Raw genomic sequence first — 25,410 nt, forward strand, 5'->3', positions numbered from 1 at the left:
TGTCCTCATGGCGCCTGACGAAACTCGTGCGCACGAGGCTACCCCCGGCGGTACCGCGGTTGCCGAACCCGCGGTGGCCGACGGCGCGGCGGATCTCGACAAACCCTGGATGACCGTCGTGTGGGACGACCCCGTCAATCTGATGCGGTACGTGACCTTCGTCTTCCAGAAGATCTTCGGCTACTCGGAGTCGCATGCCAATCAGCTCATGATGCAGGTGCACACCGAGGGCAAGGCCGTGGTCTCCAGCGGCGATCGGGACAAGGTCGAGGCAGACGTGCGCAAACTGCACGCGGCCGGCCTGTGGGCCACCATGCAGCGCGATTCATGACCGGGACAGAGATGCTGCCGCCGGGGACCGGACCGTCGTCGACGGTGGGGAGACACTGAGGCGTGCGCACCTGGAAACGCAAGGGCCGCGGCGAGTCGATCCGGATCACCTCCCAGCTCGACTCGCACGAGGCCGAGTTGCTCGCGTCGCTGGTCTCCTCGATGTGTGAGCTCCTCGCCGAACGCGCCGACACCGCGCCGAGCGACGCGCTGTCGGAGGTCACCGGCATCCGCATCGGTCACTCCGACGCGCCGGACGACGCCACCCTCGGCCGCCTGCTGCCGGATTTCCATCGGCCGGATCAGGACGAGGAACTTTCCGCGGAGGTGGTCAACGGCCGACTCAACTCCGCGCTGCGCAGCGTCAACGAGCCGAAGATCATCAACGCCAAACTCGCTGCGGCCCACACACTTCTCGACACCCTGCCGGACGGGGGCGGCGACCTCGCGCTCACCGTCGACGAGGCGACCGCATGGCTGACCGCCCTCAACGACGTCCGTCTCGCGCTCGGGGCGATGCTCGGCATCTCGGAGGACACCCCGGATCGGCTGCCGCCCGACCATCCGCACGCCGCGCATCTCGACGTCTATCACTGGCTGACCGTGATGCAGGATCTGCTCGTGGAAGCGGTGATGTGACCTACGATCCTCGTTGACGCAGCTCCTTTCGGGAGTTTTGTCCGAGTTCGGAGTTCCGGTCGGGGATCGACGAGAGCAGAGGTGCACGTGACGACCATCGGACGACCCGCCCGCCCGGGTGACCGCATCACCGACGTCGTCGGGATCACTGTCGGGCACAGTCACCGCGTCGACGCCGACGCCGAGGTCTCCGGCACCGCTGAGACGCCCGACGGCCACGGCTGGGCCACCGGTACGACGGTGGTCCGGATCTCGTGGCCGGGCGCGATCGCGGCGGTCGACGTGCGCGGCGGAGGCCCGGGCACCCGGGAGACCGATCTCCTCGATCCGTCGAACACCGTGCAGACCGCGCATGCCATCGTGCTCAGCGGCGGCAGCGCCTACGGCCTCGCGACGGCCGACGGTGCGATGCGCGCGCTCGAGGCCGAGGGGGTCGGCCTGCCCCTGGACACCAGGGGGCACGTGGTGCCCATCGTGCCGGCGGCGGTGATCTTCGATCTGCCGGTCGGCGCGTGGGATCACCGGCCCGACGCCGACTTCGGTGCCGAGGCGGTCCGCGTGGCCGGGACCGACTTCGCGGTCGGCAGTGTGGGAGCGGGAGCCGGTGCCCGGGCCGGTGCGCTGAAAGGCGGCGTGGGCACCGCCTCGGTGACGATCGAGACGGGTCCGGCGGCCGGTGTCACGGTCGGTGCGCTGATGGTCGCCAACCCGGTCGGCGCCGTCATCGACCCGACCACCGGGCTGCCGTGGGACCTCGGCGAGAGCGAGCTCGCCGAACTGGGCCTGACGCGTCCCGAGGCCGCCGACATCGCGCACCTGGCCGAACTCGCGGAGAAACACACCGTTCTGAACACCACGATCGGGGTCGTCGCCACCGATGCCGCACTCGATGCGGCGATGACCCGCCGGATCGCCATGGCCGGTCACGACGGCCTGGGTCGCGCCATCCGCCCGGCCCACTCGCCGCTCGACGGCGACACCATCTTCGCTGTCTCCACCGGGGCGGTCCGGCCGGAGTCGACCGATCCGGCGACCGCCTCGCCGCCCGGCATGCACGCGGACGCGGCGATCATCGCCGAGGTCTCCCGATGTGCGGCCGACGTCGTCCAGCGGGCGATCGTCGACGCCGTGCTGGCCGCCGAGTCGGTGGCCTCGATCCCCACGTACGCCGACGCCGCACCGTCGGCTTTCGCCTGACCTGCTCGTACCGGTCACCCGCCGGTGACGCCGGTCATAACCGGTTTCGGAATAGGCGTTCACGGGCCGGCGTTCCCATCAGACAAGTGCGACGACCGGTCGCCGAACCGACGTGCCCGTAACGGGCCCCGCGTCTGCGAAGGAGAACGGGACACCGATGCTCGAGATCGATCAGGAACTCGTCGACGCGATGGTCGCGCACGCCCGCGCCGATCATCCGGACGAGGCGTGCGGCGTGATCGCCGGGCCGGAGGGTTCCGACGACCCGCAGCGGTTCATCCCGATGGTCAACGCCGAACGGTCGCCCACGTTCTACCGATTCGACTCCGCCGAGCAGCTGTCCGTGTGGCGCGACATGGATCGTCGCGACGAGGAGCCGGTGGTGATCTACCACTCGCACACCGCGACCGAGGCCTACCCGAGCCGCACCGACATCTCCTACGCCGGTGAGCCCGGCGCCCACTATGTGCTGGTGTCCACCCGGGACCCGGAGACCGCCGAGATCCGTAGCTATCGCATCGTCGACGGCACGGTCACCGAAGAAGAGATCGAGATCAGGAGCTGAGTATGCCCGTCACCGTGTCCATCCCGACGATCCTGCGGACCCACACCGGCGGCGCCAAGCGCGTCGAGGGTTCCGGTGCGACGCTCGCCGCGCTGATCGACGACCTGGAGTCGGGCAACCCCGGACTCAAGGAGCGCCTGGTCGGACCCGATGAGAAGGGCACCGCAAAGCTGCACCGGTTCGTCAACGTCTACGTCAACGACGAGGACGTCCGGTTCTCCGGCGGTCTCGACACCTCCATCGACGACGGTGACGAGGTGACCATCCTGCCCGCGGTCGCCGGCGGCTGCTGAGCGTGGCGCGCTACGACTCACTCATCGACTCGGTCGGCCACACCCCGCTGATCGGGCTGCAGAGGCTCTCCCCGCGTTGGGACGACTCGGCCGACGGACCGCACGTTCGGCTCTGGGCCAAGCTCGAGGACCGCAACCCGACGGGCTCCATCAAGGACCGTCCGGCGCTGCGCATGATCGAGCAGGCCGAACGCGACGGGCTCCTGCACGAGGGTTCGACGATCCTCGAACCCACCAGCGGCAACACCGGGATCTCGCTGGCGATGGCCGCGAAACTCAAGGGCTACCAACTGATCTGCGTGATGCCCGAGAACACCTCCGAGGAGCGCCGGTCGCTGCTGCGGATGTTCGGCGCGAAGGTGATCTCCTCGCCGGCCGCGGGCGGGTCGAACACCGCGGTGGCCGTGGCCAAGAAGCTGGCGTCGGAGAACCCCGACTGGGTGATGCTCTACCAGTACGGCAACGCCGCCAATGTCGCCGCCCACTACGAGGGCACCGGCCCGGAGCTCTACGCCGACCTGCCGGAGATCACCCACTTCGTCGCGGGCCTGGGCACCACTGGGACGCTCATGGGCGTCGGACGTTTTCTGCGCGAACGCAATCCCGAGATCGAGATCGTCGCGGCCGAACCCCGCTACGGCGACGAGGTGTACGGCCTGCGCAACATCGACGAGGGCTTCATCCCGGAGCTCTACGACGACTCGGTGCTCACCCGCCGGTTCTCGGTGACCGGCGTCGACGCGGTCGCCCGCGTGCGCGAGCTGATCGACCTCGAAGGCATCTTCGCGGGCATCTCCACCGGCGCGATCCTGCAGGCCGCACGCGGCATCGGGCGCCGGGCGATGAAGGACGGCATCCGTGCCGACATCGGCTTCGTGGTTCCCGACGCGGGGTGGAAGTATCTCTCGACCGGGGTCTACGAAGGTAGCCTGGACGACGCGGAGCAGGCACTCGAAGGTCAGCTCTGGGCGTGACCGGCAGTGCCGGAACGTCACCTGAGATGAGTCGAGACCCGAAGAGAAACTGGCCATGACGTCGTACACCCCACCGGTCGGGCAGGAACAGCCGCGGCGCTCGCGCCCGCTCTGGCTGCGTTCGCTGATCACCACCGTGTGCATCATCGCGGCGCTGTTCGTCGTCGAGCTGATCGACGCGGCCACCCAATATGACCTCGACCAGAACGGCATCGAACCCCGCCAGGTCGACGGACTCGACGGCATCCTCTGGGCGCCGATGCTGCACGCCGACTGGGAACACCTGTTCGCCAACCTCATGCCCGGGGCGGTGCTCTGCTTCCTGGTGCTGATGACGCAGCGGTTCCTCATCGTCACCGGCATCATCTGGGTGATCTCCGGGGTAGGGGTGTGGTTGTTCGCCGCGCCCTACTCGATCACGGTCGGCGCGTCGGGCATCATCTTCGGCTGGCTCACCTTTCTCATCGTGCGTGGTCTGTTCAACCGCGACCTGTGGCAGATCCTCGGCGGCGTCGTGCTCTTCCTGATCTACGGTTCGATCCTCTGGGGCGTGCTGCCGAGCAATCCCGTCGTCTCCTGGCAGGCGCATCTGTTCGGCGCGATCGCCGGCGTGCTGGCCGCCTGGTTCCTCGCCTCGGGCGACCGCAAACGCAAGCAGCGCACCGCGACCCCGGGGGTGGCGTCATAGCCGCGCAACCCAACATGCCCGTCTGGACCTCCGATCCCGAGGCACCCATCGGGATCTTCGACTCCGGCGTCGGCGGACTGACCGTGGCGCGCGCCATCATGGACCTGCTGCCCGACGAGGACATCGTCTACATCGGCGACACCGCGAACGGCCCGTACGGTCCACTGACGATCCCCGAGATCCGCAAGCACGCGCTGGCGATCGGCGACGACCTGGCCGAGCGCGGCGTCAAGGCGATCGTCATCGCCTGCAACACCGCGTCCGCAGCCTGCCTGCGTGACGCCCGGGAACGCTACGCGCCGATCCCGGTGGTCGAGGTCGTTCTCCCGGCGGTGCGTCGAGCGGTGGTCGCCACCAAGAACGGCCGGATCGGCGTGCTCGGCACCGAGGCCACCATCTCCTCACGCGCATACGAGGATTCGTTCGCCGCGGCCCGCGACGCGGTGATCACCGCAGTACCGTGCCCGCGCTTCGTCGACTTCGTCGAACGCGGGATCACCAGCGGCCGCCAGATCCTCGGTCTGGCACAGGGGTACCTCGAACCACTGCAGCAGGCCGGCGTCGACACAGTCGTGCTCGGCTGCACGCACTACCCGTTGCTGACCGGCGTCCTGCAGCTCGCGATGGGCGACGAGGTGACGCTCGTGTCCAGCGCGGAGGAGACGGCCAAGGACCTCTATCGCGTCCTCACCGAGAAGGACCTGCTGCACCCGCACACCGGTCGGGAGGCGTCGCGCGTCTTCCAGGCGACCGGCGACCCGGAGATGTTCGCCAAGCTCTCGAGACGGTTCCTCGGGCCCGTCGTCGGTGCTGTGCAGCACCTTTAGCCGACTCGGGCAATCTTCGCGGCCCACTTGTGACCCGGTAACCCGGCAGCGACTCGCGCGGGCATGGCACAGTAGGGCTTATGCGTCTCACGGTCCTCGGATGTTCGGGCAGTGTGGGCGGACCGGGGGCGGCATGCTCCGGCTACCTGCTCTCTGTCCCCGGCGAACAGCCGGTGCTGGTGGATTGCGGACCGGGTGTCTTCGGAGAACTGCAACGGGTCACTGATCCCTGCGGGGTCTCGGTGGTTCTCAGTCATCTCCATGCCGATCACTGCCTGGATCTGCCCGCGATGTTGGTGTGGCGCCGGTATGCGCCCTCGTCGGCGACGGAACGCGCCCCGCTCTACGGACCCCCGGGAACGGCGCTGCGGATCGGCCACGGGTCGTCTGAATTCCCGGGCCAGGTCGACGACATCTCCGACACCTTCGACGTCCACGAATGGCGGGACGGGGTCGAGGTCACCCTCGGCGGCATGCGGATCAAGTCGGTGAAGGTCAACCATCCACCGCAGACGTACGGGCTGCGCATCACCGGCCCGCAAGGGCAGGTCATCGCCTACAGCGGTGACACTGCCCCCTGCGACGAACTCATCGATCTCGCCGCCGACGCGGACCTGTTCCTGTGCGAGGCGTCGTGGACCCACGCCCCGTCGGAACGTCCGCCGGACCTGCACATGTCCGGTATCGAGGCGGGGGAGGCCGCGACCAAGGCCAACGTGCGTGCGCTCGCGATCACCCACGTCGCGCCGTGGACCGATTCGGCGGAGATCCTCGCCGAGGCACGCAGCACGTTCTCGGGGCCGGTCGATCTCGTACGTCAGGGACAGGTCATCGATCTCGCCTAGCGGGCCGGGGTCGAGCGGGTCACATGCCGTCCGACCACGGTCGTTACAGTTGGAGCCGTGACCACACGAGCTGACGGCCGAGCCGACGACGAACTGCGTCCCATCTCCTTCACCCGTGGCTTCACCAGCCATCCCGCGGGATCGGTGCTGGTGGAGTTCGGACAGACCCGCGTGATGTGCACCGCGAGTGTCACCGAGGGCGTCCCGCCGTGGCGTCGTGGTTCGGGCCTGGGCTGGCTCACCGCCGAGTACTCGATGCTCCCTGCCGCGACGCACGAGCGGAACAAGCGCGAATCGGTCAAGGGCAAGATCGGTGGCCGAACCCACGAGATCAGCCGGCTCGTCGGCCGGTCGCTGCGCGCCTGCATCGACCTCGCCGCCCTGGGGGAGAACACCATCGCGCTCGACTGCGACGTCCTGCAGGCCGACGGCGGCACCCGCACCGCCGCGATCACCGGCGCCTACGTGGCGCTCGCCGACGCGGTGACCTACCTGCGTGCCGCCGGCAAACTGGCCGACCCGCAACCGCTTTCGTGCGCGATCGCCGCGGTGAGCGTGGGCGTCGTCGACGGCCGGGTGCGTCTCGACCTTCCGTACGAAGAGGACTCGCGGGCTGAGGTCGACATGAACGTCGTCGCCACCGACGCCGGCACCCTCGTCGAGGTGCAGGGCACCGGCGAGGGCGCGACCTTCGCACGGTCGACCCTCGACGCGCTCCTCGACGTCGCTGCGATCGGTACCCAGAAGCTGTTCGAGGCGCAGCGCGCCGTGCTCGCCGAGCCGTACCCGGGTCAGCTGCCGGGCAACGCCTGATGTCGAAGGTCCTGCTCGCGAGCCGCAATCGCAAGAAGCTCGCCGAGCTGCAGCGTGTCGTCGACGCCGCCGGGATCACCGGCCTGGAGATCCTCGGCCTCGACGCCGTGCCCGAGTACCCGGAGGAGCCCGAGGACGGCGCGACCTTCGAGGAGAACGCGCTGATCAAGGCGCGCTCAGGTGCACGCGCCACCGGGTTGCCCTGTCTCGCGGATGATTCCGGGATCTCGGTGGACGCACTGAACGGGATGCCCGGGGTGCTGTCGGCGCGCTGGTCGGGAGCTCACGGCGACGATCCGGCCAACAACACGCTGCTGCTGGCGCAGCTGTCGGACACCCCCGACGAACGACGCGGCGCGGCATTCGTGTCGGCGTGCGCGTTGGTGCTGCCGGACGGGACCGAGACGGTCGTGCGCGGGGAGTGGCGCGGACGGGTGCTGCGCGCCGAGCGCGGACCGAACGGCTTCGGCTACGACCCGCTGTTCGCGCCCGACGACGAGCTCGCGGCCGGCCGGTCGTCGGCCGAACTCACGCCGGAGGAGAAGGATTCGCTGAGCCACCGCGGCAAGGCGCTGGCTCAACTGGTGCCGGCGCTGCGGGAGCTCGCCGCTAGAGGTTGAACTGCGCCTTCACTTCCTGGGTGCGCTTGTGCTCGAACCAGAAGGACAGGAACGGGATGGTGCCGGCGATCGCGGTGATGATCGTCTTGCCCGCGGGCCAGCGCACCTTGATCGCCAGGTCGACCGCCATGATCAGGTAGACGAAGTAGACCCAGCCGTGGACGATCGGCACGAAGTCGAGCGCCTTGTTGTCGAATCCGTACGCCAGGATCAGCTCGGCGACGAGCAGTAGCAGCCAGATACCGGTGATCCAGGCCAGAACGCGGTACCTCAACAGGGCCCCGCGGACCTTCTCCACCGGTGCGGTGGGAGCAGAAGCGGTGGATGCGGTCTCGGTCACTGCGGGCCTTTCGATGACGGGGCGTCGGGGGTGTCTGCCGATCTGAGCTCGGCCAGATAGCGGTTGTATTCGATGAGCGCCGCGTCCTTGACCGGGTCGGGATCGTTGATCAACGACGCCGCGCTCGGCGTCGTCGGGCGCTCGGGGAGGATGCCCTCGGGGATCTCGGCCGCGGCGCGGGCGTCCGCGGCGGCCTTGCGTGCCTCCTCCGGGTCGCTCTCGAGGACGACGAAGCGTCGGTAGGCGTAGATGACCGCGACCGCGAAGGCCGGCCACTGCAGCGCGTAGCCGAGGTTCTGGCCGCTGCCGGAGGCCGACTCGAAGCGCGACCACTGCCACCAGGCGAGGACCAGGCACGCCACCGCGGCGACCACGGTCAGCACCACGAGCGCCGGCCGATGTGTGCGACGGGGGGACGAGGACATACCTTTCAAGGTACCTGGCCTGCGATGATCAAAACGCGGCCGGTAGGGTGGTCGCGGTTACAGTGCGGAGCCCGGTTCCACGTCGGGAACGCACCGAGCGCGAGTGGCGGAATTGGCAGACGCGCTGGATTTAGGTTCCAGTGTCTACGGACGTGGGGGTTCAAGTCCCCCCTCGCGCACCGGATCTCGTGGAAATTGTGCGCAAGTGGCGCACAACTTGTTCTACGAAACGCTCAGGAGCTCGACGGCATCGTCGTCGGCGAAGACGATGTCGTGATCGTCGGTCGAGATCGCCCAGCGCCGCAAGCGGGCGATGTGATCCTCGTCAATCCGTGCCTCGACGGTCTGGTCGCCGGGAGCGAGGTCGGCGAAGTCGTCGACGATCTCCCCCTCACGCGTGGTGCCGTCCTCGAGAGTGACACGAACCCGCGACGACACGTGCAGACCTTCGAGGTCCGCGGCGTCGGCGAGTTCTCCGTGGGTGTCGGCCTCTATGGGCTTGTCGAGAGTTTCCTCGTCAAGCGGGGCTTCTTCGACCGGGGCCGCATCGTCGACGGCGGCGGTTTCCTCGACCGCAACGTCTTCGGCAGCGACATCCTCGGCGGAGTCTTCTACAGCGGGCTCCTCGGCGGAGTCCTCTGTGGCGACGACCTCGTCGGGGGAGATCTCGACGGTGGCGTCCTCGTCCTCCAGGGCGTCGACCTCGACCGTCGCGTCCTCGTCGGCGGCCTGCAGATCGGCATCTACGGCGTCGTTCTCCGTGTCCACCGCGTCGATCTCGCGATCGGCGCTGCTCTCCGGTGCGCTCATGGCGTTGCCGTCCTTCCGGTCAGGGAGTGTGATCTCCGGGCGGCCGGACGCACCCAAGTGGCACGTTTGACCCGGTCGTAGGGGTGATCATACTGAACCGGAGGGTTGTCATCCCGAATGGGACCGAATCGTTGCCACCCCGGGATTGTCGTTCCGAAATCGTTAGGTGTCGGCGCCTCGGCTCCGGAAACGCCGACGACCCGCGAGCCACCACCGGCGAACCTCGCTTCGACCTGCAGACTTCGGCCGACGTCTGCAGGTCGAAGCGAGGTTCGCCAGTCACCGGGCACGTCGGCTCGGTGTCGGGGACGCGTGCAACGATGCCGGGGTGAGACGTCGGGCGGTGCTGCCGGGAATCGGAGTGGTCGTTCTCCTTGCCGTGCTCGGTGCACTCGGTCTGCTCCAATCGGAATCGGCTCCGGAGACAGCGCCCGCCCCGGGTGCGGCTTCGGTTCCGTCGCTTCCGTTCTCGACGCCGTCGTCGACGCCGGCGCCGGTGAACCGGGCCCACGCCGATCTGGACTCGCTGGCGGTGAAGGGTCGGGCGCCGAAGACGGGATACTCGCGCTCGGAGTTCGGCTCGGCCTGGGACGACGCCGTCGATGTGCAGTTCGGCCGCAACGGGTGTCGGACCCGGGAGGACATCCTGCGCCGTGACCTCGTCGACGTCACCCTGCACGCCGACGGGTGTCGCGTGCTGTCGGGGACCCTCGTCGACGCCTACTCCGGCACGACCCTGCCGTTCACCCGCGGCCAGGACACGTCGGCGCTCGTTCAGATCGACCACGTCGTCGCGCTGTCGGACGCCTGGCAGAAGGGCGCGGCGCAGTGGGATGCGCGTCGCCGTCTCGAGTTCGCCAACGACCCGCGGAATCTGCAGGCGGTCGACGGAACGGTGAACCAGCGCAAGGGCGCCGGCGATGCGGCCACCTGGCTGCCTCCGAACAAGGCGTATCGATGCACCTACGTCAGCCGTCAGATCGAGGTCAAGAAGGCCTACGGTCTCTGGGTCACTGCGGCGGAACGGGACGCGATGTCCCGAGTGCTGTCCGACTGCTGACGCGAGGGACGGAGCGATCCCGGCCAGTCACGGTGAGTAGCCTCAGGTGCGTGACGGCGCCACATTCCACCCTTCATCCGCTGACCGACGATTCCGTCGTCGACGCCCTGGGCGCCGACCTCCGCGCCGCGGCCTATACGACCGACGGTGTCACCGAACTCCTCGGTGACGAGGTCCACGCCGCCCTGCTGCGCGGCGTGTGGTGGCCCGCGTCGGCCGCGACTGCGGAGGAACAGCGCGACGGCGACGAGGGCGAGTCGCGACTCGCCACCCTCATCAGGCTCTTCCTGCTCGGGTCGGACGAACCCGAAAACCTCGTCGCGCAGGCGTTTCCGACAGCCGGCGTCGACGCACTCGTCGCCCAGGGAGTACTCACCCGGATCGACGAGGGAGCGATCCGCGCGAGCCTCGACATCCGTCCGCACGCCGACGAAACCCACGACTTCCTCGTCGTCGCCGACCAGGACGCCGCCATGCGATCGGGTCCCGTCGCCCGCGACCACGTACTCGGAATCGGTGGGGCCTCGATGTCTCTCGCACGCGCGATCATTCGTGAACCAGCACGACGCGCCCTCGACATCGGCACGGGGTGGGCATCCAGGCGCTGCACCTGAACTCGCACTGCGACGAGATCGTCGCCACCGACACCAACGAGCGGGCACTGGCGCTGGCCCGGGCGACCGCGCGCCTGAACGGGATGTCGTGGGATCTGCGGGCGGGCAGCATGTTCGAGCCCGTGACGGGGGAGCGCTTCGACCTCATCGTGTCCAACCCGCCGTTCGTCGTCGGGACCGGCAGCCAGGACTACATCTATCGTGACTCGGGTGTCGTCGGAGATGCGCTGTGCGAGCAGCTCATCCGCGAGTTGCCTGCTCACCTGAACCCGGGCGGCACCGCCCAGATCCTGGCCAACTGGATCATCACCGACGGTGCGGACTGGCGTGACCGGGTGGGCGGCTGGCTGGACGGGACGGGTCTCGACGCCTGGGTCGTCCAGCGGGAGGCGGCTGATCCGATCAGCTATGTGTCGCTGTGGCTCTCCGATGCCGGCGAGGACGAGGCTGCCGCTGCCCGGCGCGGGGAGCAGTGGCTGGAGTGGTTCGACGACAACGACATCGTCGCGATCGGCATGGGCTCCATCACCGTTCGCGCGCCGGAGGCGGGGGAGGACCGGGAGCCCGACGTCGTCATCGAAGAGATCACCGGAGCGGGCGAAGAGGTCACCGGTCCCGAGGCGCAGGCCTTCCTGGCCCGCCGCCGGTACCTACGCGAGACCTCCGACGCGGAGCTGCTGGACAAGCGGCTCTCGGTCGCGCCGGTGATGCTCGAAGAACATTCGCTACCCGGCGAGGACGGCTGGCAACAGGTCGGTGCCGCCGTGCGCCGCCCCGGAGGTCCGGGCGCGGTCCTCGGCGTCGACGAGGTGTCCCGCGCATTACTCGCCGGATGTCGCGGACAGGTTCCCCTGCAGACCTTGATCGAGTTGCTCGCCGACTTTCACGGCGTCGACGCCGAGGCGTTGGCCACCGCCGCACTGCCGGTGGTCCGGGAGGCCATCGGACGCGGAATCCTCTACGAGGCGGACTGAGGACCGGCGGTCACATCCGTGCGTACCGGGTGAGCCAGTAGCAATACACGCCGTAGCCGGCGATACCTATCGCGGCCAGGATCATCAGCACCTGCCCCGCGGGGAGGGCGGCCAGGGACTTGACCGTGCCGTCGATCCCGCTCGCCTTCGACGGGTCCGAGGTGGCCACCGCGACGAGAACCAGGATGCCGGTGCCGACGAGCACGAGGCCCTTGCCGCAGTAACCGACCACCCCGGCGATGGTCGCCGCGCGGTCGTGGGTCTTGAGGTCGTCGAGGAAGTTCCGGCTCGCACCCTTGTACACGTGGTAGACACCGACGCCGATGATGATCAGGCCGGCGACCACCACGACGAACTTGCCGGCACCGGATTCCATCAGACGAGCGGTGAGTCCGGTATTCTGCTGGCCACTCGACTGGCCGCTGCCCATCGCGAATCGCACTGCCGTCCAGGCGAATCCGGCGTAGACGACGGCCAGCGACAATGCCTTACCGCGGTCGAGCCAGTCCTCTGCGCCGTCGTTGTCCCGGCCGGGTTCGGTGGCGTGCGGGCCGACGATGGCCTCGGCGACTCGCCACAGGGCGAGTGCCACGAAGGCGACGGCCGCGATCCAGAGCACGATGCGGCCCCCGGTGTTCCCGGCGAAGATGCCCAGGGCCCCGGACTGGTCGGCGTTTCCGCCCTCGCCGAAGGCGAGCCGAACGACGATGTACGCGATGAGCAGGTGGACGAGTCCGCTGACGGCGTGCCCGGCGCGTGCCCCGCGCTGGAACCACGGACTGTCGGTGGCGCGATCGACCGCGCCGGTTACCTGGTTGCCTGACATCCTCGCCGCCTCCCGTCGGCGGTGAGCGCCGACGTTTCGAACGATACGCGCGCTCAGTCGCCGTCCGGGAACGTTGCGTCGAGAGCCCGGGAGATGTCGGCGATCAGGTCATCGGCGTCCTCCAGGCCGACGGAGAAACGGAGATGGCCCCACTGCCGGAACGGTTCCGGATATGCCGCCACCCGCGGGCCGTCGGGTCCGACGTGGACGATCAGCGACTCGTCGTGGCCGAGCGACACCGCCGACGTGATCACCTGCAGCGCCCCGACGAAACGGTTCTGGGTCGCCGAGTCCCCGCGCACGGCGAACGCCATCATCGCGCCGAACCCGCGTCCGCCGAACTGGTGAACCGCCAAGTCGTGCTCGGGATGGGAGGCGAGGCCGGGGTAGCGCACGAAGGCGACACGCGGATCCCCGTCGAGGAAGGTGGCGACGCGTTCGGCGGTGCGCTGGTGCTGGGCGAGCCGCAGCGGCAGGGTGATGGCACCACGGGCGATCAGCCACGCGTTGAACGGTGAGATCACGCCGCCGACGTCGACCATCGCCTGCTCCTTGATGCGGCCGATCAGGTCGGAGCGGCCGAGCACCGCGCCGCCCATCGCGTCACCGTGACCGTTGATGTACTTGGTCAGCGAATGCACGACGAGGTCGGCGCCGTCGCCGAGTGGCCGGTACAGCGGCGGCGGGGTGAAGGTCGAGTCGACGAGCAGCAGGGCGTCGGCGGTGTGGGCGATGTCGGCCAGCGCCGCGATGTCCCCGACCTTGGTCGTCGGATTCGCGATCGTCTCGACGGCCACGAGTCGCGTGTCGGGACGCAGCGCCGCGCGGACGTTCTCGGGGTCGGTGATGTCGACGAAGGTCGCCTCGATTCCGTACTTCTTCGGCAACAGCTCCGCCCACAGCTTCCACGTCGCCTCGTAGGTGGTGTCCGAGACGACGACGTGGTCGCCGGTGGAGAGGAAGGTGAAGAAGACCGCGTGCAGCGCGGCGACACCGGAGGCCAGGACGACCGCGTCCTCGGCCTCCTCGAGCGCGGCGAGCTTGTCCTGCAGGGCAACCTGGTTGGCGCCGGTGTTGCGGGTGTAGAAGAGCTGCTCGGTACCCGACCAGCTGATCTGTTCCGGCTCGGGCGGCAGGTGATACGAGTTCGCCATCGTGATGGGCGTGCGCACCGACGGACCCGACGAGTCGTTCCCGGCGTGCACGCTGCGTGTCATCTCCCCGGGCTGCACTTCTCCGGTCATGCGCGGGCTCCTATCGGTTGCGGCTGCTCGCCGGTCGGCACACCGGGTTCGACGTCGACGTCGAGAGCGGACCCGTCGCCGAACCCCGGCGCGGTGTTGTCGCGGCCTGGCAGGACACCTCGGGCGACCCGTCCAGGGACCTTGTGCAGCTTGTCGATGTGCGTGAAGTACCGGAACTCCGCCCACACCCAGCAGATGCCGAAAACCAGCAGCGCGACGGCCTGCATCGTGAGCGTGTCCCACGGCCGGTGCGCGATGTGAATCGGGACGATGACCAGCGCGATCGCCTGGATGACGTAGGAGTCGAGGCTTCGGGTGCCGGTCATGACCAGCGGGCGCAGCCAGTCGTGATGCCACCAGCGCAGCAACAAGCGGAACATCCCGTAGAGGGCGGGGATCACCAGGTAGGCGCCGATGGCACGCGCGGGCCGGAAGTCCAGCTTGTCGGCGAAGGCGGGTTCGAGGTGCGCCCACGGGCCGGCGGCGATGCCGTAGTGGAAGAACAGTGCGACCGTCACCGCCACGGCGACGATGACGACGAGCCAGCGGTCGACGAACTCGGGGACACTCCATCGCGACCAGTTCCAGCCGATGACCACCGACGGGATGAACATGATCTGCCATCCCGCGACGTTCTGGATGTGCGGGGCCGCCTGGTAGGCGCTGAGGTAGAACCAGTCGGGCGACCAGACCAGCGAAACCGCGTACAACGTCAGCGACGCGGCGAGGATCCACGCCCACCAGCCGCGCTGCAGAAGCGGGAACAGGGCGAACGCGGACATCATCAGCACCATGTAGAGGAGCAGGATGTTCCCGCCGCTCGGCAGGTACTGCATCGTGACCGACAGCCAGATCCCGTCGGCCCAGCCGTCGACCGGGAGCAGGAGCGTCAGCCAGCGGTGGCCCTCGAGCGCGGCCGCGACGGCGACGAGCGCGATCGTCAGCTGACAGACGTAGAGGACCGCGATGCGCTTGGCCAGGCGGACGTAGGCGTACCGCAGCCCGTGACGGGTGACCCAGCGCTGGTACACGAGGCCCAGCACGATGCCCGAGAGCATGACGAACGCCGACATCCCGTCCACGTACGGAAAGGCGTGTGTGGGCGAGGCCAACGGGGAATCGGTGGCGAAGTGTGCGGTGACCATGCTCCAGATCGCCACTCCTCGCGTGGCGTCGATGGCGAGATCTCGGTTTCCCGACACTCGGTTCCCAGACCCTGTGTGTGAAGACATTGATCTGAAGATAGAACTCACCGCGACCCGGAGTCATCCCGGGCCGCGGTGAGTCGTGACCTGAATCGCCTCGAGGCGGCGCTTCTATGTGTAGAGGTCGGCGATCGCCTGCTTGTGCGCGTCGTGGATGACGTTGCGCTTGAGCTTCAGCGTCGGCGTCAGCTCACCGGTCTCGATCGAGAAGTCGGTGTCGAGGATGGTGAACTTCTTGATCGCCTCGGCGTTGGAGACCTTCGAGTTGGCCTCCTTGACCGCCGCGTCGATCTCGGCCTTGAGATCCTCGTTCTCGATCAGCTCCGAGAGCGGGGTGTCGGCGGGCAGGTTGTGACGCTCCAGCCAGCCCGGCACGGCCTCGGGGTCGATGGTGATCAGCGCGGCGATGAACGGCTTGTTGTCGCCGACCACCAGGCACTGGCTGACCATCGGATGGGCGCGGATCGAGTCCTCGAGCTGAGCGGGGGAGACGTTCTTGCCGCCCGCGGTCACGATCAGTTCCTTCTTGCGGCCGGTGATGAAGAGGTAGCCGTCGTCGAGGGTGCCGATGTCACCGGTGTGGAACCAGCCGTCGCGGATCGCATCCGCGGTCGCGGCCTCGTTGCGCCAGTAGCCGCTGAAGACCACGGGTCCCTTGAGCAGGATCTCGCCGTCGTCGGCGATCGCGACGGTCACACCGGGAACGGGGCGTCCGACCGAACCGACCTTCTGGTTCTCCTCGTTGTTGGCGGTGACCGCCGCGGTGGTCTCCGACAGGCCGTAACCCTCGTAGACGGGGATGCCGACACCGCGGAAGAAGTGGCCGAGCCGGGCGCCGAGCGGGGCTCCGCCGGAGATCGCACCCTCACACTGCCCGCCGAGGGCGGCGCGGAGCTTGCCGTAGACCAGCTTGTCGAACAGCGCGTGGCGGAGCTTCAGACCGAGGCCGACCTTGCCGCTCTCCATGGCCTTGCTGTACTCGATGGCGGTATCGGTGGCCTTCTCGAAGATCGAGCCCTTGCCGCCGTCGTAGGCCTTCTGCTTGGCCGAGTTGTAGACCTTCTCGAACACGCGCGGCACCGACAGCACGTAGTGCGGCTTGAACACCGCGAAGTCGTTGACGAGGTTCGTGATGTCGTTGGTGTGACCCAGGATGACCCCGTTCTCCACGCTGGCCACCGCGATGATGCGCGCCAAGACGTGCGCGAGCGGCAGGAACAGGAGGGTGGTCTTGCCCTCGGCCAGGCCGGCGCCGACCGCATCGCGGGTGGCGGCACACTCGGCCATGAAGTTGGCGTGGGTGAGCAGGACACCCTTCGGGCGGCCGGTGGTTCCCGAGGTGTAGATCAGGGTCGCGGCATCGGTGGACAGCGAGTTCGCATGGCGGCGATCGAGCTCGTCGTCGGCGACGGTCGCGCCGCGCTTGGTCAGCGTCGGGAATGCGTGGTCATCGATGACCAGGGTCTCCTTGAGCGTCGGCGTCTCGTCGATCACCCGGATGTGCTTGGTGTAGTGCTCGTGGTTCTCGACGATGAGGAGCTTGGCCGCCGAATCCTCGAGGATCCACTGCACCTGGTCGGGGGCCGAGGTCTCGTAGATGGCGACGGTGCATGCCCCTGCACGCCAGATGGCGTAGTCGAGGACGGTCCACTCGTACCGCGTCGACGCCAGGATCGCCACGCGGTCCCCGGGCTCCACGCCCGAGGCGATGAGTCCCTTGGCCACCGCGTCGACCTCGTCCGCGAAGTGCTTCGCCGTGACGTTGATCCACTGATTGTGGGAGCGCTTGCGGAAAAGAGGCATCGTGGGTCGCTCGGTCCGATACTTGAGGATCGAGTCGACGAGGTTCGCCTTGTCGTCGATCGTGAGATCGGACGGGGTGGCGTACTGCTGCTGCATGGCACTCCTGAGACGGACTTGCTGATCTGGACATATCCGGCGCCGACTACCCGGTGACCGGGGACGACGCCATTTGAGTGGCACTGACAGTACCAGTATTCGTGTGATGCATCACACGCGCTCATCGTAGTGCTGTATTACCAGTTCAGCTGCCAGTTGTGACGCGGTCATGGCACGATGCCTACTTTCCGGGGTCGGGCGATTACAGTTGAGTGCGATGAATGAGACCCGCGCATGAGTACTTCCGAACAAGGCGAGCACGGCGCGCCGGCTGACACCCCTGCACAAGACATCCCCGGCGATTCTTTCGACGACCTGGAGATCGAGTCACGAGTCCGTGCCGCGATCACCGACGTCGGCTACGAAACCCCCTCGCCGATCCAGGCCGCCACGATCCCGCCGCTGATGGCCGGCCGCGACGTCGTCGGCCTCGCGCAGACCGGTACCGGCAAGACCGCGGCCTTCGCGATCCCGATCCTCTCCAGGCTCGACACCTCTGCGCGCACACCGCAGGCGCTGATCCTCGCACCGACGCGTGAGCTCGCCCTGCAGGTGTCGGAGGCCTTCGGCCGCTACTCCGCGCACATGCCCGAGGTCAAGGTCCTGCCGATCTACGGCGGACAGTCCTACGGTGTGCAGCTCGCGGGTCTGCGCCGCGGTGCTCAGGTGATCGTGGGTACGCCCGGTCGAGTGATCGACCACCTCGACAAGAAGACCCTCGACATCTCCGGACTCGAGTTCCTCGTGCTCGACGAGGCCGACGAGATGCTCACGATGGGCTTCGCCGAGGACGTCGAACGCATCCTCGCCGAGACTCCGGACACCAAGCAGGTCGCGCTGTTCTCCGCGACCATGCCCAGCTCGATCCGCCGGCTCGCCCAGCGCTACCTGAAGTCACCGCAAGAGATCACGGTCAAGTCCAAGACGGCGACCGCGCAGAACATCACACAGCGCTATCTGCAGGTGTCCCACCAGCGCAAACTCGACGCGCTGACCCGATTCCTCGAGGTCGAGGAATTCGACGCGATGATCGTGTTCGTCCGTACCAAGCAGGCGACCGAGGAACTCGCGGAGAAGCTCCGTTCACGCGGACTCTCCGCGGTCGCCATCAACGGTGACCTCGCGCAGGCACAGCGTGAGCGGACCATCAACCAGCTCAAGAACGGCTCGATCGACATCCTCGTGGCAACCGACGTGGCCGCCCGCGGCCTCGACGTCGACCGCATCTCGCATGTCGTCAACTACGACATCCCGCACGACACCGAGTCGTACGTGCACCGGATCGGACGCACCGGCCGCGCCGGCCGTTCGGGCAACGCGCTGCTGTTCGTCTCGCCGCGTGAGCGCCACCTGCTACGGGCGATCGAGCGGGCGACGCGCCAGGAGCTCACCGAGATCGGGCTGCCCAGCGTCGACGACGTGAACGCGCAGCGTGTCGCGAAGTTCGGCGAGTCGATCACCCAGAACCTGTCCTCGGACAACCTGGACCTGTTCCGCGGACTCATCGAGAACTACGCCCGCGACAACGATGTGGCCATGGCCGACATCGCCGCCGCGCTGGCCCTCGAGACGCGCGACGGCGGGTTCCTGCTGACCCCGGATCCGCCGGAGTCGGAGAAGCGGGCGAACCGTGAACAGCGGGAGCGCACCCCGCGTCGTCCCGGCGCGAGCTTCGCCACCTATCGCATCGCGGTCGGCCGCAAGCACAAGGTCTCCCCGGGAGCGATCGTCGGTGCGATCGCCAACGAGGGCGGTCTCACCCGCGCGGACTTCGGCAACATCAGCATCCGCGACGACTTCAGCCTCGTCGAGTTGCCCGACGATCTCGACAACGAGACGCTGTCCCAGCTCCGCCACACCAAGATCGGGAAGAACCCGATCGACATCCGCAAGGACATGGGTGCGCCGCGGGGTCGCGGGGGCAAGCGTGGCGGGCCGCAGGGTGGCCGCGACGGTCGTCGCGACAACTTCGGCGGCAAGCGGCCTTCGCCGCGGGTCGCCGGACGCGGTCGCCGGTCCTGATCGCCGTATCGACCTGAGTCGGTTTCGCTCGCCGTGCGTGCCGCAATGTGGTGACGGAACTTGTCAAACCGAGATCATTCCGTAACCTTGGAGACGGGGGTCTTCAAGGTGTCCATTTCGTGCGTGCGGGTATCCGCCGACCGAGGGGCACGAAAATTACGAGTGAGCACAGGATTGGTGAGTCACCAGTGTCCTTGGTGAGTGCGATTTCAGCAGCAGAAGCAATCGACCACAGCCGCGCCGGAAACGCGGTCATGGTGGATGCCCGCCCGCAGGTGGTGCGCCACCAGGGCAGCCTTCCGGGCGCCTACGTGGTCGAACCCAGTGAGCTACCGAACCTCCTGAGTCCCACCCCGACCGGCACCTTCCCCGTCATCCGCGACGCCGAGCAGCCCAGGAAGATCGCGCGCGACACCGAGATCGCCGTGGTGTCGGTGAGTTCGGAGGCACCGCGGATCGCCGAGCAGATCGCGGGCCTCGGCTACACCAACGTCCGCTACGTCGACGGTGGTTACCGAGCACTGCGTTCCTCCACCTGAGCGCATCACGTGAGCGCGACGCCGCTCACCGGCCGACGTGGTCTCCTTGACATACGGTGCGGCAGTTCCGCTTTCCTGACCAGCGGCTTGATAGCGTAGGAACGCCGGCGACGAGAGGAACCCATCGGATGCAGGATGACACTCGCGAGACACTGCGAGACCAGGTCACCCGGCTGATGGCGTTCCTGAGGGACGTCGTCCGCTCGCGCTCCGGTGATGTCCGGGACATCGACGAACACGCAGGCCACGTCTGGGTGGGCGCCTCGACGCCCATCTCGGTGCGGGCGTCGGCCGCGCCGGGGCAGGTCGTCGTCGAGATCGATCCCGCCGACACCGCACACGCCGATGTCGCCCGCCTCGTCGACGAGCTGACCGAGAGCCCCGAGACCCTCGAACTCGTCCTGGCCAACGCCCTCGTCACCGTCCACGACGACGCCGGCTCCGAACCTCTCGTCCGCGAGCATCTCCTCACACAGGCAGTGGTCGCCGACCGCGACGAGTCGGGCGCCATCCGCGTGTCCCTCGGCGCGGGCTCCGCGCCGACCATGCACGACACCCATCTGCTCGCCGCGGTCGACGGACTCGAACTCGCCGGCGCGATGAAGACCCGGACCCGACTCGCCGAGCAGCCGTCGGTCGTCGCCGGCAAGGTCACCGATCTCGTGGGCGAGTGGCTGGGGGAAATCGAGATCGACGCCGACCGCGCCACCCTCTCGCTCGACATGCGACCGGCGATCGTCCTGCGACGCCGCGGTGTCGAGAACTCGCTCGCCTTCTACGACGCGATCATCGACGACCTGCGCGACGAGGATGCGAGCGTGCCCGTCGGCCTGGCCCAGCTGGTCAAACCGATCGACGCCGAGGATCGGCTGGGCGCGCTCGACGCGCCGGCCGTGCTCTCACCCGAACGTCTCATCGCCGACGCGCTCTTCCCGCTGCCCTCGAACGTCGAGCAACGCGACGTGCTCGTGCGGCTGGGCCACGACAGCGGCGTCGTGGTCGAGGGGCCGCCCGGTACGGGCAAGACGCACACCATCGCGAACGTGACGTCCGCGCTGCTCGCCAAGGGGCAGCGCGTGCTGGTCGTCAGCGAGAAGGCGCATGCGCTCCACGTGCTGCGCGACATGCTCCCGCCCGCGCTGCGCGAACTCACGGTGTCCATCGCCGACATCTCCCAGGACCATGCCGAGACGATCGTGTCGGTGGTCGAGAACCTCGCCGCGCGCAAGGCCGCGTTCTCGGTGTCCGTCGCCGACGCCGAGATCGCCGACCTCGAGGCCCGCCGCGACCACGCCCTGACCCAGCGCGACCAGCTCATGCGCGAGCTGTGGGATCTGCGCGCCGGCGAGACCGAGGTCCACGAGTGGGTGGCGGGGGACTATCGGGGTACCCCGGCGGACATCGTGCGGCAGGTCAAGCGCGACGCCGAGCGCTTCGACTGGATGCCGCCGGGACTCGAGGGTGCGGTCCCGCCCCTGGATTCCTCGGAGTTCGCCCGGCTCGTCGAACTCCTCCAGGTGACCGGCGGCGACCGCGGCCGTCTCACCCAGCGGTTCCCCGAGCTCGCCGATCATCTGCCGGAGCCCGGCGACATGGACACGATCTGCGCGCGGATCGCCGCCCGACCAAAGGAAACCCACGGCGGCACGGGAGCGCTGCTCCCGTCTCTCGACGGCGTCGACAGCGAACGACTTCTCACCATCAAGGAGATCTGCGAACAGCTGGGCGTGGCCGCGGGCGAGGTGGCGTCCTTTCCGGCGCCGATGGTCGACATGGCCGATCGGCTGCTGGCCGGCAACGCGTCCCACCTGTGGTCCCGCGTGACGACCCTGTCCCCGGTGATCGCCGAGGCCGCCCGGCGCGACCGCGACCTGGGCGCCCACACGGTTCTCGTCGAGGGGGACCGCCCGGGCGATGCGGCGCTGTTCGACGCAGCCGCCGAACATCTGGCGGAGGGTGGCCAATGGCGCGGCCGGCTGCGCCGCTCCCCGCAGCAGCGCGCGGTCGAGGAGTCGCAAGTACGGGCGACCGTCGACGGTCGGGTCCCGACGGACGAGGTGTCGTTGCGAAGGGTGGCCGACCACCTGACGGTCGTCGACGCCGTCCACCAGGTCCATCGCATCCTGGCCGACCTCCACGTGCCGATCGATGCCTCCGGATCCCGGTCCGCACAGGTCGATCGGCTCGTCAGGCTGGACGCGCAGCTCGCGTGGATCTCGCGTCTGGTCACCGGGCGCGATCATCTCGTCCACGAACTCGAGGCGATCAGCCCCGGTGGCCCGCGCCCCCGCAGCGTCGCGGAGATCGCCGAGGTGGCCGGGCAGGCGGGTTCGATCGCCGCCGCCAACGACGCGGCCCTGGCCGAACGGGAACTGGCCGACTGCACCTACGGGCTGGCCGCCGAACTCGACAAGGGCCCGTCATCCGAAGGTGATGCACTACTCGCCGCGCTCGGCACCGCCGACGCCGCCGGGATCCGCACGGCCCGCCGAGCCTTCCTCAAGGCCCAGGAGCAGGCGAATGCGGAGAACGCGCTCGATCTCCTCGAACTGCGACTCAAGAGCCGCGCTCCGGAACTGGTCCGGACGATCTGGGCGACGCCGCGCGATCCGATCTGGTCCGAACGCGCGCGGGAGATGGCTGCCGCCTGGGCGTGGCGGTACGCCCACACGTGGGTGTCCGAACGCAGCGACGTGCATTCCGAAACCCGGATCTCGGCCGACCTCGATGCCATCGAGGTCGACGTCGCGCAGCTGACCACCCGTCTCGCCTCGGCGCGTGCCTGGCGGGAGTTGCTCGGGCGCACCACGACCGGCGAGATCCAGGCGCTGCAGTCCTACCGCGACCACATGATCAACCTCGGCAAGGGGTCGGGCAAGCACGCCAACCGGTTCCGGCGTGCCGCGCGTGAGGCGATGGCCGTGGCGCAGAACGCGATCCCGGCCTGGATCATGTCGATCAACCAGGTCGCCGAGACGCTCCCGCCGCGCCGGCACTCCTTCGATGTCGTCATCGTCGACGAGGCGTCACAGGCGGACATCACCAGTTCCTTCCTGCTGTGGCTCGCGCCCCGGATCATCGTCGTGGGCGACGACAAGCAGTGTGCGCCAGTGGGGCTGGCGGGTACCACGCTCGACGACGCCTTCGCCGAACTCGACGCCGCGCTCCCGGACCTACCGACCTACCTCCGCGACGGACTCACCCCGCGGTCGAGTCTGTTCTCGCTGCTCCGCAGCAGGTTCGGCAACGTCGTCGGGTTGCGCGAGCACTTCCGGTCGATGCCGGAGATCATCGAGTTCTCGTCGCGGCAGTTCTACGGCAAGGCGCCGCTGATCCCGGTGCGGCAGTACGGCTCCGACCGACTCGAGCCGTTGCGCACGGTTGCGGTCGACGGCGAGGCCACCGGCAGCGGGTCGGGCCTCGTGAACGACGGCGAGGTGGAGGCGATCCTCGGGGCGCTGCGCGACTGTCTGGCCGATCCGGCCTACGACGGCCGGGACTTCGGCGTGATCGCGCTGCAGGGCACCAAACAGGCGGAGGCCTTGGAACGGGCCCTACGCAACGGGCTCGATGCCGAGGCGTGGCGCACCCGTCGTATCCGGGTGGGCACCCCGCCGGACTTCCAGGGCGACGAGCGCCGCGTCATCTTCCTGTCCATGGTCGTCTCCGATCCGACGGCCATCTCGGCACTGACGCGCGCAGAATCGCAGCGACGGATCAACGTCGCGGCCACCCGCGCGATGGACCAGGTCTGGCTGTTCCATTCGATCGGACCAGAAGACTTGCGGCACAACGACCTCCGGTACTCGCTGCTGTCCTACTTCACCGCCAACGAGGGTCTCGCGATCAGTCCGATGCCGACCGACGTGCCCGACGACCTCCGCGTCGAGCCGTTCGACAACCTACTCGAACAGCGGGTGTTCAACCGTCTCGCGGCACTGGGCTACCACGTGACCCCGAAGGTCACCGTCAACAACCGGATCATCGACCTGGTGGTCCTCGGTGCCGACGCCCGGATGGCCGTCGAATGCGATCCCGACGCGTTCCCCGGGACCGGACGCCAGGCCCGCTCGGATCTCGAGCGCGAGCGTGAATTGCGGCGCTGCGGTTGGGAATTCGCCCGGGTCCGGGAGTCGGAGTTCGAACTCGACCCGGATCGGGTGATCGATGCGGTCGCCGCGGCCCTCGAGGCGCGTGGCTGCAAGCCCGGATCGCTCACGGCACGTCCGGCCGCAGAGGTCGCCCCGACGTGGACGCCGATCGACCTGACCGCCGGGGAGTGACGCGCGGGGGAGTGGCGAGTGGACCGTCAGCCCAGCGCGCGGAGCAGAGCCGGTAGGCCCTCGGCGGCCGACACCCGCAGGCTGTGCGTGGCGAAGTCGGTCACCGACGACTCGGCAGGGTTGAACTCGATCACCGGAATGCCCTCGCGGACAGCGCGTTCGGGGAGTGATGCGGCCGGGTACACGATTCCGCTGGTGCCGACGACGATGACCACCTCGCTCGCGCGGAACGCCTGATCGGCCCGCTGCCAGTCGTCGGTCGGCAGCGACTCCCCGAACCAGACGACGCCGGGGCGGACGTCGCCGCCGCACCTCGGACAGGTCGGCGGAGTGACCCGGGGCTCCACGTGCTCGGTGTCCGGATCGGTTGCCGACGGCCGCGCATCCGGACCGTCGTACGGGGTGTGGCACACCGAGCAGCGCGGCGCGAAGAGACTGCCGTGGAGGTGGCTGACCACGTCGCTTCCGGCACGCTCGTGCAGGTCGTCGACGTTCTGGGTGACGACCATGACGGTGCGCGAGGCGCCGAGCTCGGCCAGTGCTCGGTGTCCGGTGTTCGGTTCGGCGGCGAGCACCTCGCGGGCTCGCCACCGGTACCAGCCCCAGACCAGTGCGGGGTCGCGTTCCCATGCCTCCGGGGTGGCGAGTTCGGCGGGATCGAATGTCTCCCACAGTCCGGTCTGCACGTCGCGGAAGGTCGCGATCCCGCTCTCGGCCGACACGCCGGCCCCGCTGAAGACGGTGATCCAGTCCGCGTCTCGGACGAGGTCGATCACGGCCTCGGGGATGGTCGGCCCGGTCATCCCGCGGCCTCGAGGGAGGCGCGCACCAGGTCGGCGGTCTCGTCGGGGTCCGGATCGCGACGCACGACCAGACCCTTGGCGAAACTGAGCTTGTCGCCTGCGTGGCGGGGCACGACGTGCAGATGGGTGTGGAAGACGGTCTGGAACGCGGCGCGGCCGTCGTTGAGGGCGAGGTTGACCCCGTCCGCGGACATCGGCCCGGCCTTCAGCGCCGATCCGACGCGTTGTCCGGCGGCGAAGAGGGCCGCCCCGAGTGTCGGGTCGAGGTCGTCGAGCCCGGATGAGTGGACTCGGGGGACGAGCAAGGTGTGCCCGCGGGTGACCGGTCGGATGTCGAGGAAGCCGACGACGTCGTCGTCGGAATAGACGATCCGGCCCGGAGCCGTGCCCGCGATGATGGCGCAGAAGATGCAACTGCTCATGGGGCGACTCTAGGGCACGGGCGGAGCGCGTCCGGGCACCGTGCGAACGCCGCGGACCCGCCGTCGGACCGGAAAGTGGTCCGCATCACATCACGGTTTCATAACGGTTGACCGAGCGCGCGTTCGGCGGCCGACATACCCTCGGGTACGTTG

The 25,410-nt window shown here is 68.6% G+C and carries 24 protein-coding genes, 1 tRNA gene and 1 pseudogene; 17 read left to right on the forward strand and 9 right to left on the reverse strand.

Features of this window, described 5'->3' with window-relative positions:
* Positions 1 to 7: 7 nt before the first annotated feature.
* From clpS to rdgB, 11 genes are all read left to right on the forward strand, one after another.
* Positions 8 to 331: an ATP-dependent Clp protease adapter ClpS gene (gene clpS / locus GKZ92_RS09165; RefSeq protein WP_006359580.1), complete on the forward strand. Its 324-nt coding sequence runs from the start codon at positions 8 to 10 to the stop codon at positions 329 to 331.
* A gap of 62 nt (positions 332 to 393) precedes the next feature.
* Positions 394 to 969, forward strand: coding sequence for an oxidative stress transcriptional regulator AosR (gene aosR / locus GKZ92_RS09170; RefSeq protein ID WP_006359579.1), 576 nt, complete (start codon positions 394 to 396; stop codon positions 967 to 969).
* 87 nt (positions 970 to 1,056) lie between these two features.
* A complete protein-coding gene (locus GKZ92_RS09175) occupies positions 1,057 to 2,166 on the forward strand; it encodes a P1 family peptidase (RefSeq protein WP_035750923.1) in 1,110 nt (369 codons plus the stop codon).
* Between the two features lie 157 nt (positions 2,167 to 2,323).
* On the forward strand, positions 2,324 to 2,731 hold the full coding sequence (locus GKZ92_RS09180; RefSeq protein ID WP_035750819.1) for a Mov34/MPN/PAD-1 family protein: 408 nt from the start codon (positions 2,324 to 2,326) through the stop codon (positions 2,729 to 2,731).
* Between the two features lie 2 nt (positions 2,732 to 2,733).
* A complete protein-coding gene (locus GKZ92_RS09185; protein WP_035750822.1) occupies positions 2,734 to 3,024 on the forward strand; it encodes a MoaD/ThiS family protein in 291 nt (96 codons plus the stop codon).
* Positions 3,025 to 3,026: 2 nt separating this feature from the next.
* Positions 3,027 to 3,998, forward strand: coding sequence for a PLP-dependent cysteine synthase family protein (locus GKZ92_RS09190; protein ID WP_035750825.1), 972 nt, complete (start codon positions 3,027 to 3,029; stop codon positions 3,996 to 3,998).
* A gap of 55 nt (positions 3,999 to 4,053) precedes the next feature.
* Positions 4,054 to 4,686, forward strand: coding sequence for a rhomboid family intramembrane serine protease (locus GKZ92_RS09195; protein WP_155225206.1), 633 nt, complete (start codon positions 4,054 to 4,056; stop codon positions 4,684 to 4,686).
* 14 nt (positions 4,687 to 4,700) lie between these two features.
* Positions 4,701 to 5,513 carry a glutamate racemase gene (gene murI / locus GKZ92_RS09200; RefSeq protein ID WP_035750830.1) on the forward strand — a complete coding sequence of 271 codons (813 nt, stop codon included), beginning with the start codon at positions 4,701 to 4,703 and terminating at the stop codon, positions 5,511 to 5,513.
* A gap of 80 nt (positions 5,514 to 5,593) precedes the next feature.
* Complete coding sequence (locus GKZ92_RS09205) at positions 5,594 to 6,358, forward strand: cyclic nucleotide-degrading phosphodiesterase (RefSeq protein WP_035750833.1); 765 nt, start codon at positions 5,594 to 5,596, stop codon at positions 6,356 to 6,358.
* Positions 6,359 to 6,415: 57 nt separating this feature from the next.
* Positions 6,416 to 7,171, forward strand: a complete 756-nt coding sequence (gene rph / locus GKZ92_RS09210; protein ID WP_006357329.1) for a ribonuclease PH — start codon at positions 6,416 to 6,418, stop codon at positions 7,169 to 7,171.
* A complete protein-coding gene (gene rdgB / locus GKZ92_RS09215) occupies positions 7,171 to 7,791 on the forward strand; it encodes an RdgB/HAM1 family non-canonical purine NTP pyrophosphatase (protein ID WP_006357330.1) in 621 nt (206 codons plus the stop codon). Before rph ends, rdgB begins: the two co-directional genes overlap by 1 nt.
* On the opposite strand, the gene GKZ92_RS09220 is transcribed toward rdgB, so the two are convergent.
* The gene (locus GKZ92_RS09220) at positions 7,781 to 8,131 is read right to left on the reverse strand and encodes a DUF3817 domain-containing protein (RefSeq protein ID WP_006357331.1); all 351 of its coding nucleotides are present in this window, start codon (positions 8,129 to 8,131) and stop codon (positions 7,781 to 7,783) included. The genes rdgB and GKZ92_RS09220 overlap by 11 nt on opposite strands.
* Positions 8,128 to 8,556 carry a transcriptional regulator gene (locus GKZ92_RS09225; protein ID WP_155225207.1) on the reverse strand — a complete coding sequence of 143 codons (429 nt, stop codon included), beginning with the start codon at positions 8,554 to 8,556 and terminating at the stop codon, positions 8,128 to 8,130. The genes GKZ92_RS09220 and GKZ92_RS09225 overlap by 4 nt, the downstream gene beginning before the upstream one ends.
* A 97-nt stretch (positions 8,557 to 8,653) precedes the next feature.
* Here GKZ92_RS09225 and GKZ92_RS09230 point away from each other — a divergent pair.
* Positions 8,654 to 8,735 (forward strand) — tRNA-Leu (locus GKZ92_RS09230).
* Between the two features lie 43 nt (positions 8,736 to 8,778).
* Here the strand turns inward: GKZ92_RS09230 and GKZ92_RS09235 are convergent.
* On the reverse strand, positions 8,779 to 9,366 hold the full coding sequence (locus GKZ92_RS09235; RefSeq protein ID WP_035750928.1) for a hypothetical protein: 588 nt from the start codon (positions 9,364 to 9,366) through the stop codon (positions 8,779 to 8,781).
* Positions 9,367 to 9,709: 343 nt separating this feature from the next.
* On the opposite strand from GKZ92_RS09235, the gene GKZ92_RS09240 reads away from it, so the two are divergent.
* Positions 9,710 to 10,426: an HNH endonuclease family protein gene (locus tag GKZ92_RS09240; RefSeq protein WP_035750841.1), complete on the forward strand. Its 717-nt coding sequence runs from the start codon at positions 9,710 to 9,712 to the stop codon at positions 10,424 to 10,426.
* A 50-nt stretch (positions 10,427 to 10,476) separates the two neighbouring features.
* Positions 10,477 to 12,014, forward strand: a pseudogene (locus tag GKZ92_RS09245) (DUF7782 domain-containing protein).
* Positions 12,015 to 12,024: 10 nt separating this feature from the next.
* Here GKZ92_RS09245 and GKZ92_RS09250 read toward each other — a convergent pair.
* The 4 genes from GKZ92_RS09250 to GKZ92_RS09265 form a co-directional block, all read right to left on the reverse strand.
* Entirely contained in the window at positions 12,025 to 12,840 is an 816-nt protein-coding gene (locus GKZ92_RS09250; protein ID WP_006357336.1) for a DUF1206 domain-containing protein, read from the reverse strand.
* A 53-nt stretch (positions 12,841 to 12,893) separates the two neighbouring features.
* Positions 12,894 to 14,084 carry a trans-sulfuration enzyme family protein gene (locus GKZ92_RS09255; protein WP_006357337.1) on the reverse strand — a complete coding sequence of 397 codons (1,191 nt, stop codon included), beginning with the start codon at positions 14,082 to 14,084 and terminating at the stop codon, positions 12,894 to 12,896.
* Positions 14,081 to 15,229, reverse strand: coding sequence for an OpgC domain-containing protein (gene opgC / locus GKZ92_RS09260; RefSeq protein ID WP_006357338.1), 1,149 nt, complete (start codon positions 15,227 to 15,229; stop codon positions 14,081 to 14,083). Before opgC ends, GKZ92_RS09255 begins: the two co-directional genes overlap by 4 nt.
* Positions 15,230 to 15,400: 171 nt before the next feature.
* Positions 15,401 to 17,188: an AMP-dependent synthetase/ligase gene (locus GKZ92_RS09265; protein WP_006357339.1), complete on the reverse strand. Its 1,788-nt coding sequence runs from the start codon at positions 17,186 to 17,188 to the stop codon at positions 15,401 to 15,403.
* Positions 17,189 to 17,422: 234 nt separating this feature from the next.
* Between GKZ92_RS09265 and GKZ92_RS09270 the strand changes: the two genes are divergently transcribed.
* The 3 genes from GKZ92_RS09270 to GKZ92_RS09280 all read left to right on the forward strand — a co-directional run bounded on the left by GKZ92_RS09270 (position 17,423) and on the right by GKZ92_RS09280 (position 24,032).
* A complete protein-coding gene (locus GKZ92_RS09270) occupies positions 17,423 to 19,210 on the forward strand; it encodes a DEAD/DEAH box helicase (RefSeq protein ID WP_006357340.1) in 1,788 nt (595 codons plus the stop codon).
* Between the two features lie 188 nt (positions 19,211 to 19,398).
* A complete protein-coding gene (locus tag GKZ92_RS09275) occupies positions 19,399 to 19,749 on the forward strand; it encodes a rhodanese-like domain-containing protein (RefSeq protein ID WP_075863112.1) in 351 nt (116 codons plus the stop codon).
* A gap of 128 nt (positions 19,750 to 19,877) precedes the next feature.
* Positions 19,878 to 24,032: an AAA domain-containing protein gene (locus tag GKZ92_RS09280; RefSeq protein ID WP_006357342.1), complete on the forward strand. Its 4,155-nt coding sequence runs from the start codon at positions 19,878 to 19,880 to the stop codon at positions 24,030 to 24,032.
* A gap of 26 nt (positions 24,033 to 24,058) precedes the next feature.
* Here GKZ92_RS09280 and GKZ92_RS09285 read toward each other — a convergent pair whose 3' ends face one another.
* On the reverse strand, positions 24,059 to 24,835 hold the full coding sequence (locus tag GKZ92_RS09285) for an SIR2 family NAD-dependent protein deacylase (RefSeq protein WP_006357343.1): 777 nt from the start codon (positions 24,833 to 24,835) through the stop codon (positions 24,059 to 24,061).
* Positions 24,832 to 25,257 (reverse strand): HIT family protein, encoded by a 426-nt coding sequence (locus tag GKZ92_RS09290; protein WP_006357344.1) that lies wholly within the window; start codon positions 25,255 to 25,257, stop codon positions 24,832 to 24,834. The genes GKZ92_RS09285 and GKZ92_RS09290 overlap by 4 nt, the downstream gene beginning before the upstream one ends.
* Positions 25,258 to 25,410 lie beyond the last annotated feature (153 nt).

The organism is Gordonia sp. 135 (genome assembly GCF_009720185.1).
GTDB lineage: Bacteria > Actinomycetota > Actinomycetes > Mycobacteriales > Mycobacteriaceae > Gordonia > Gordonia alkanivorans.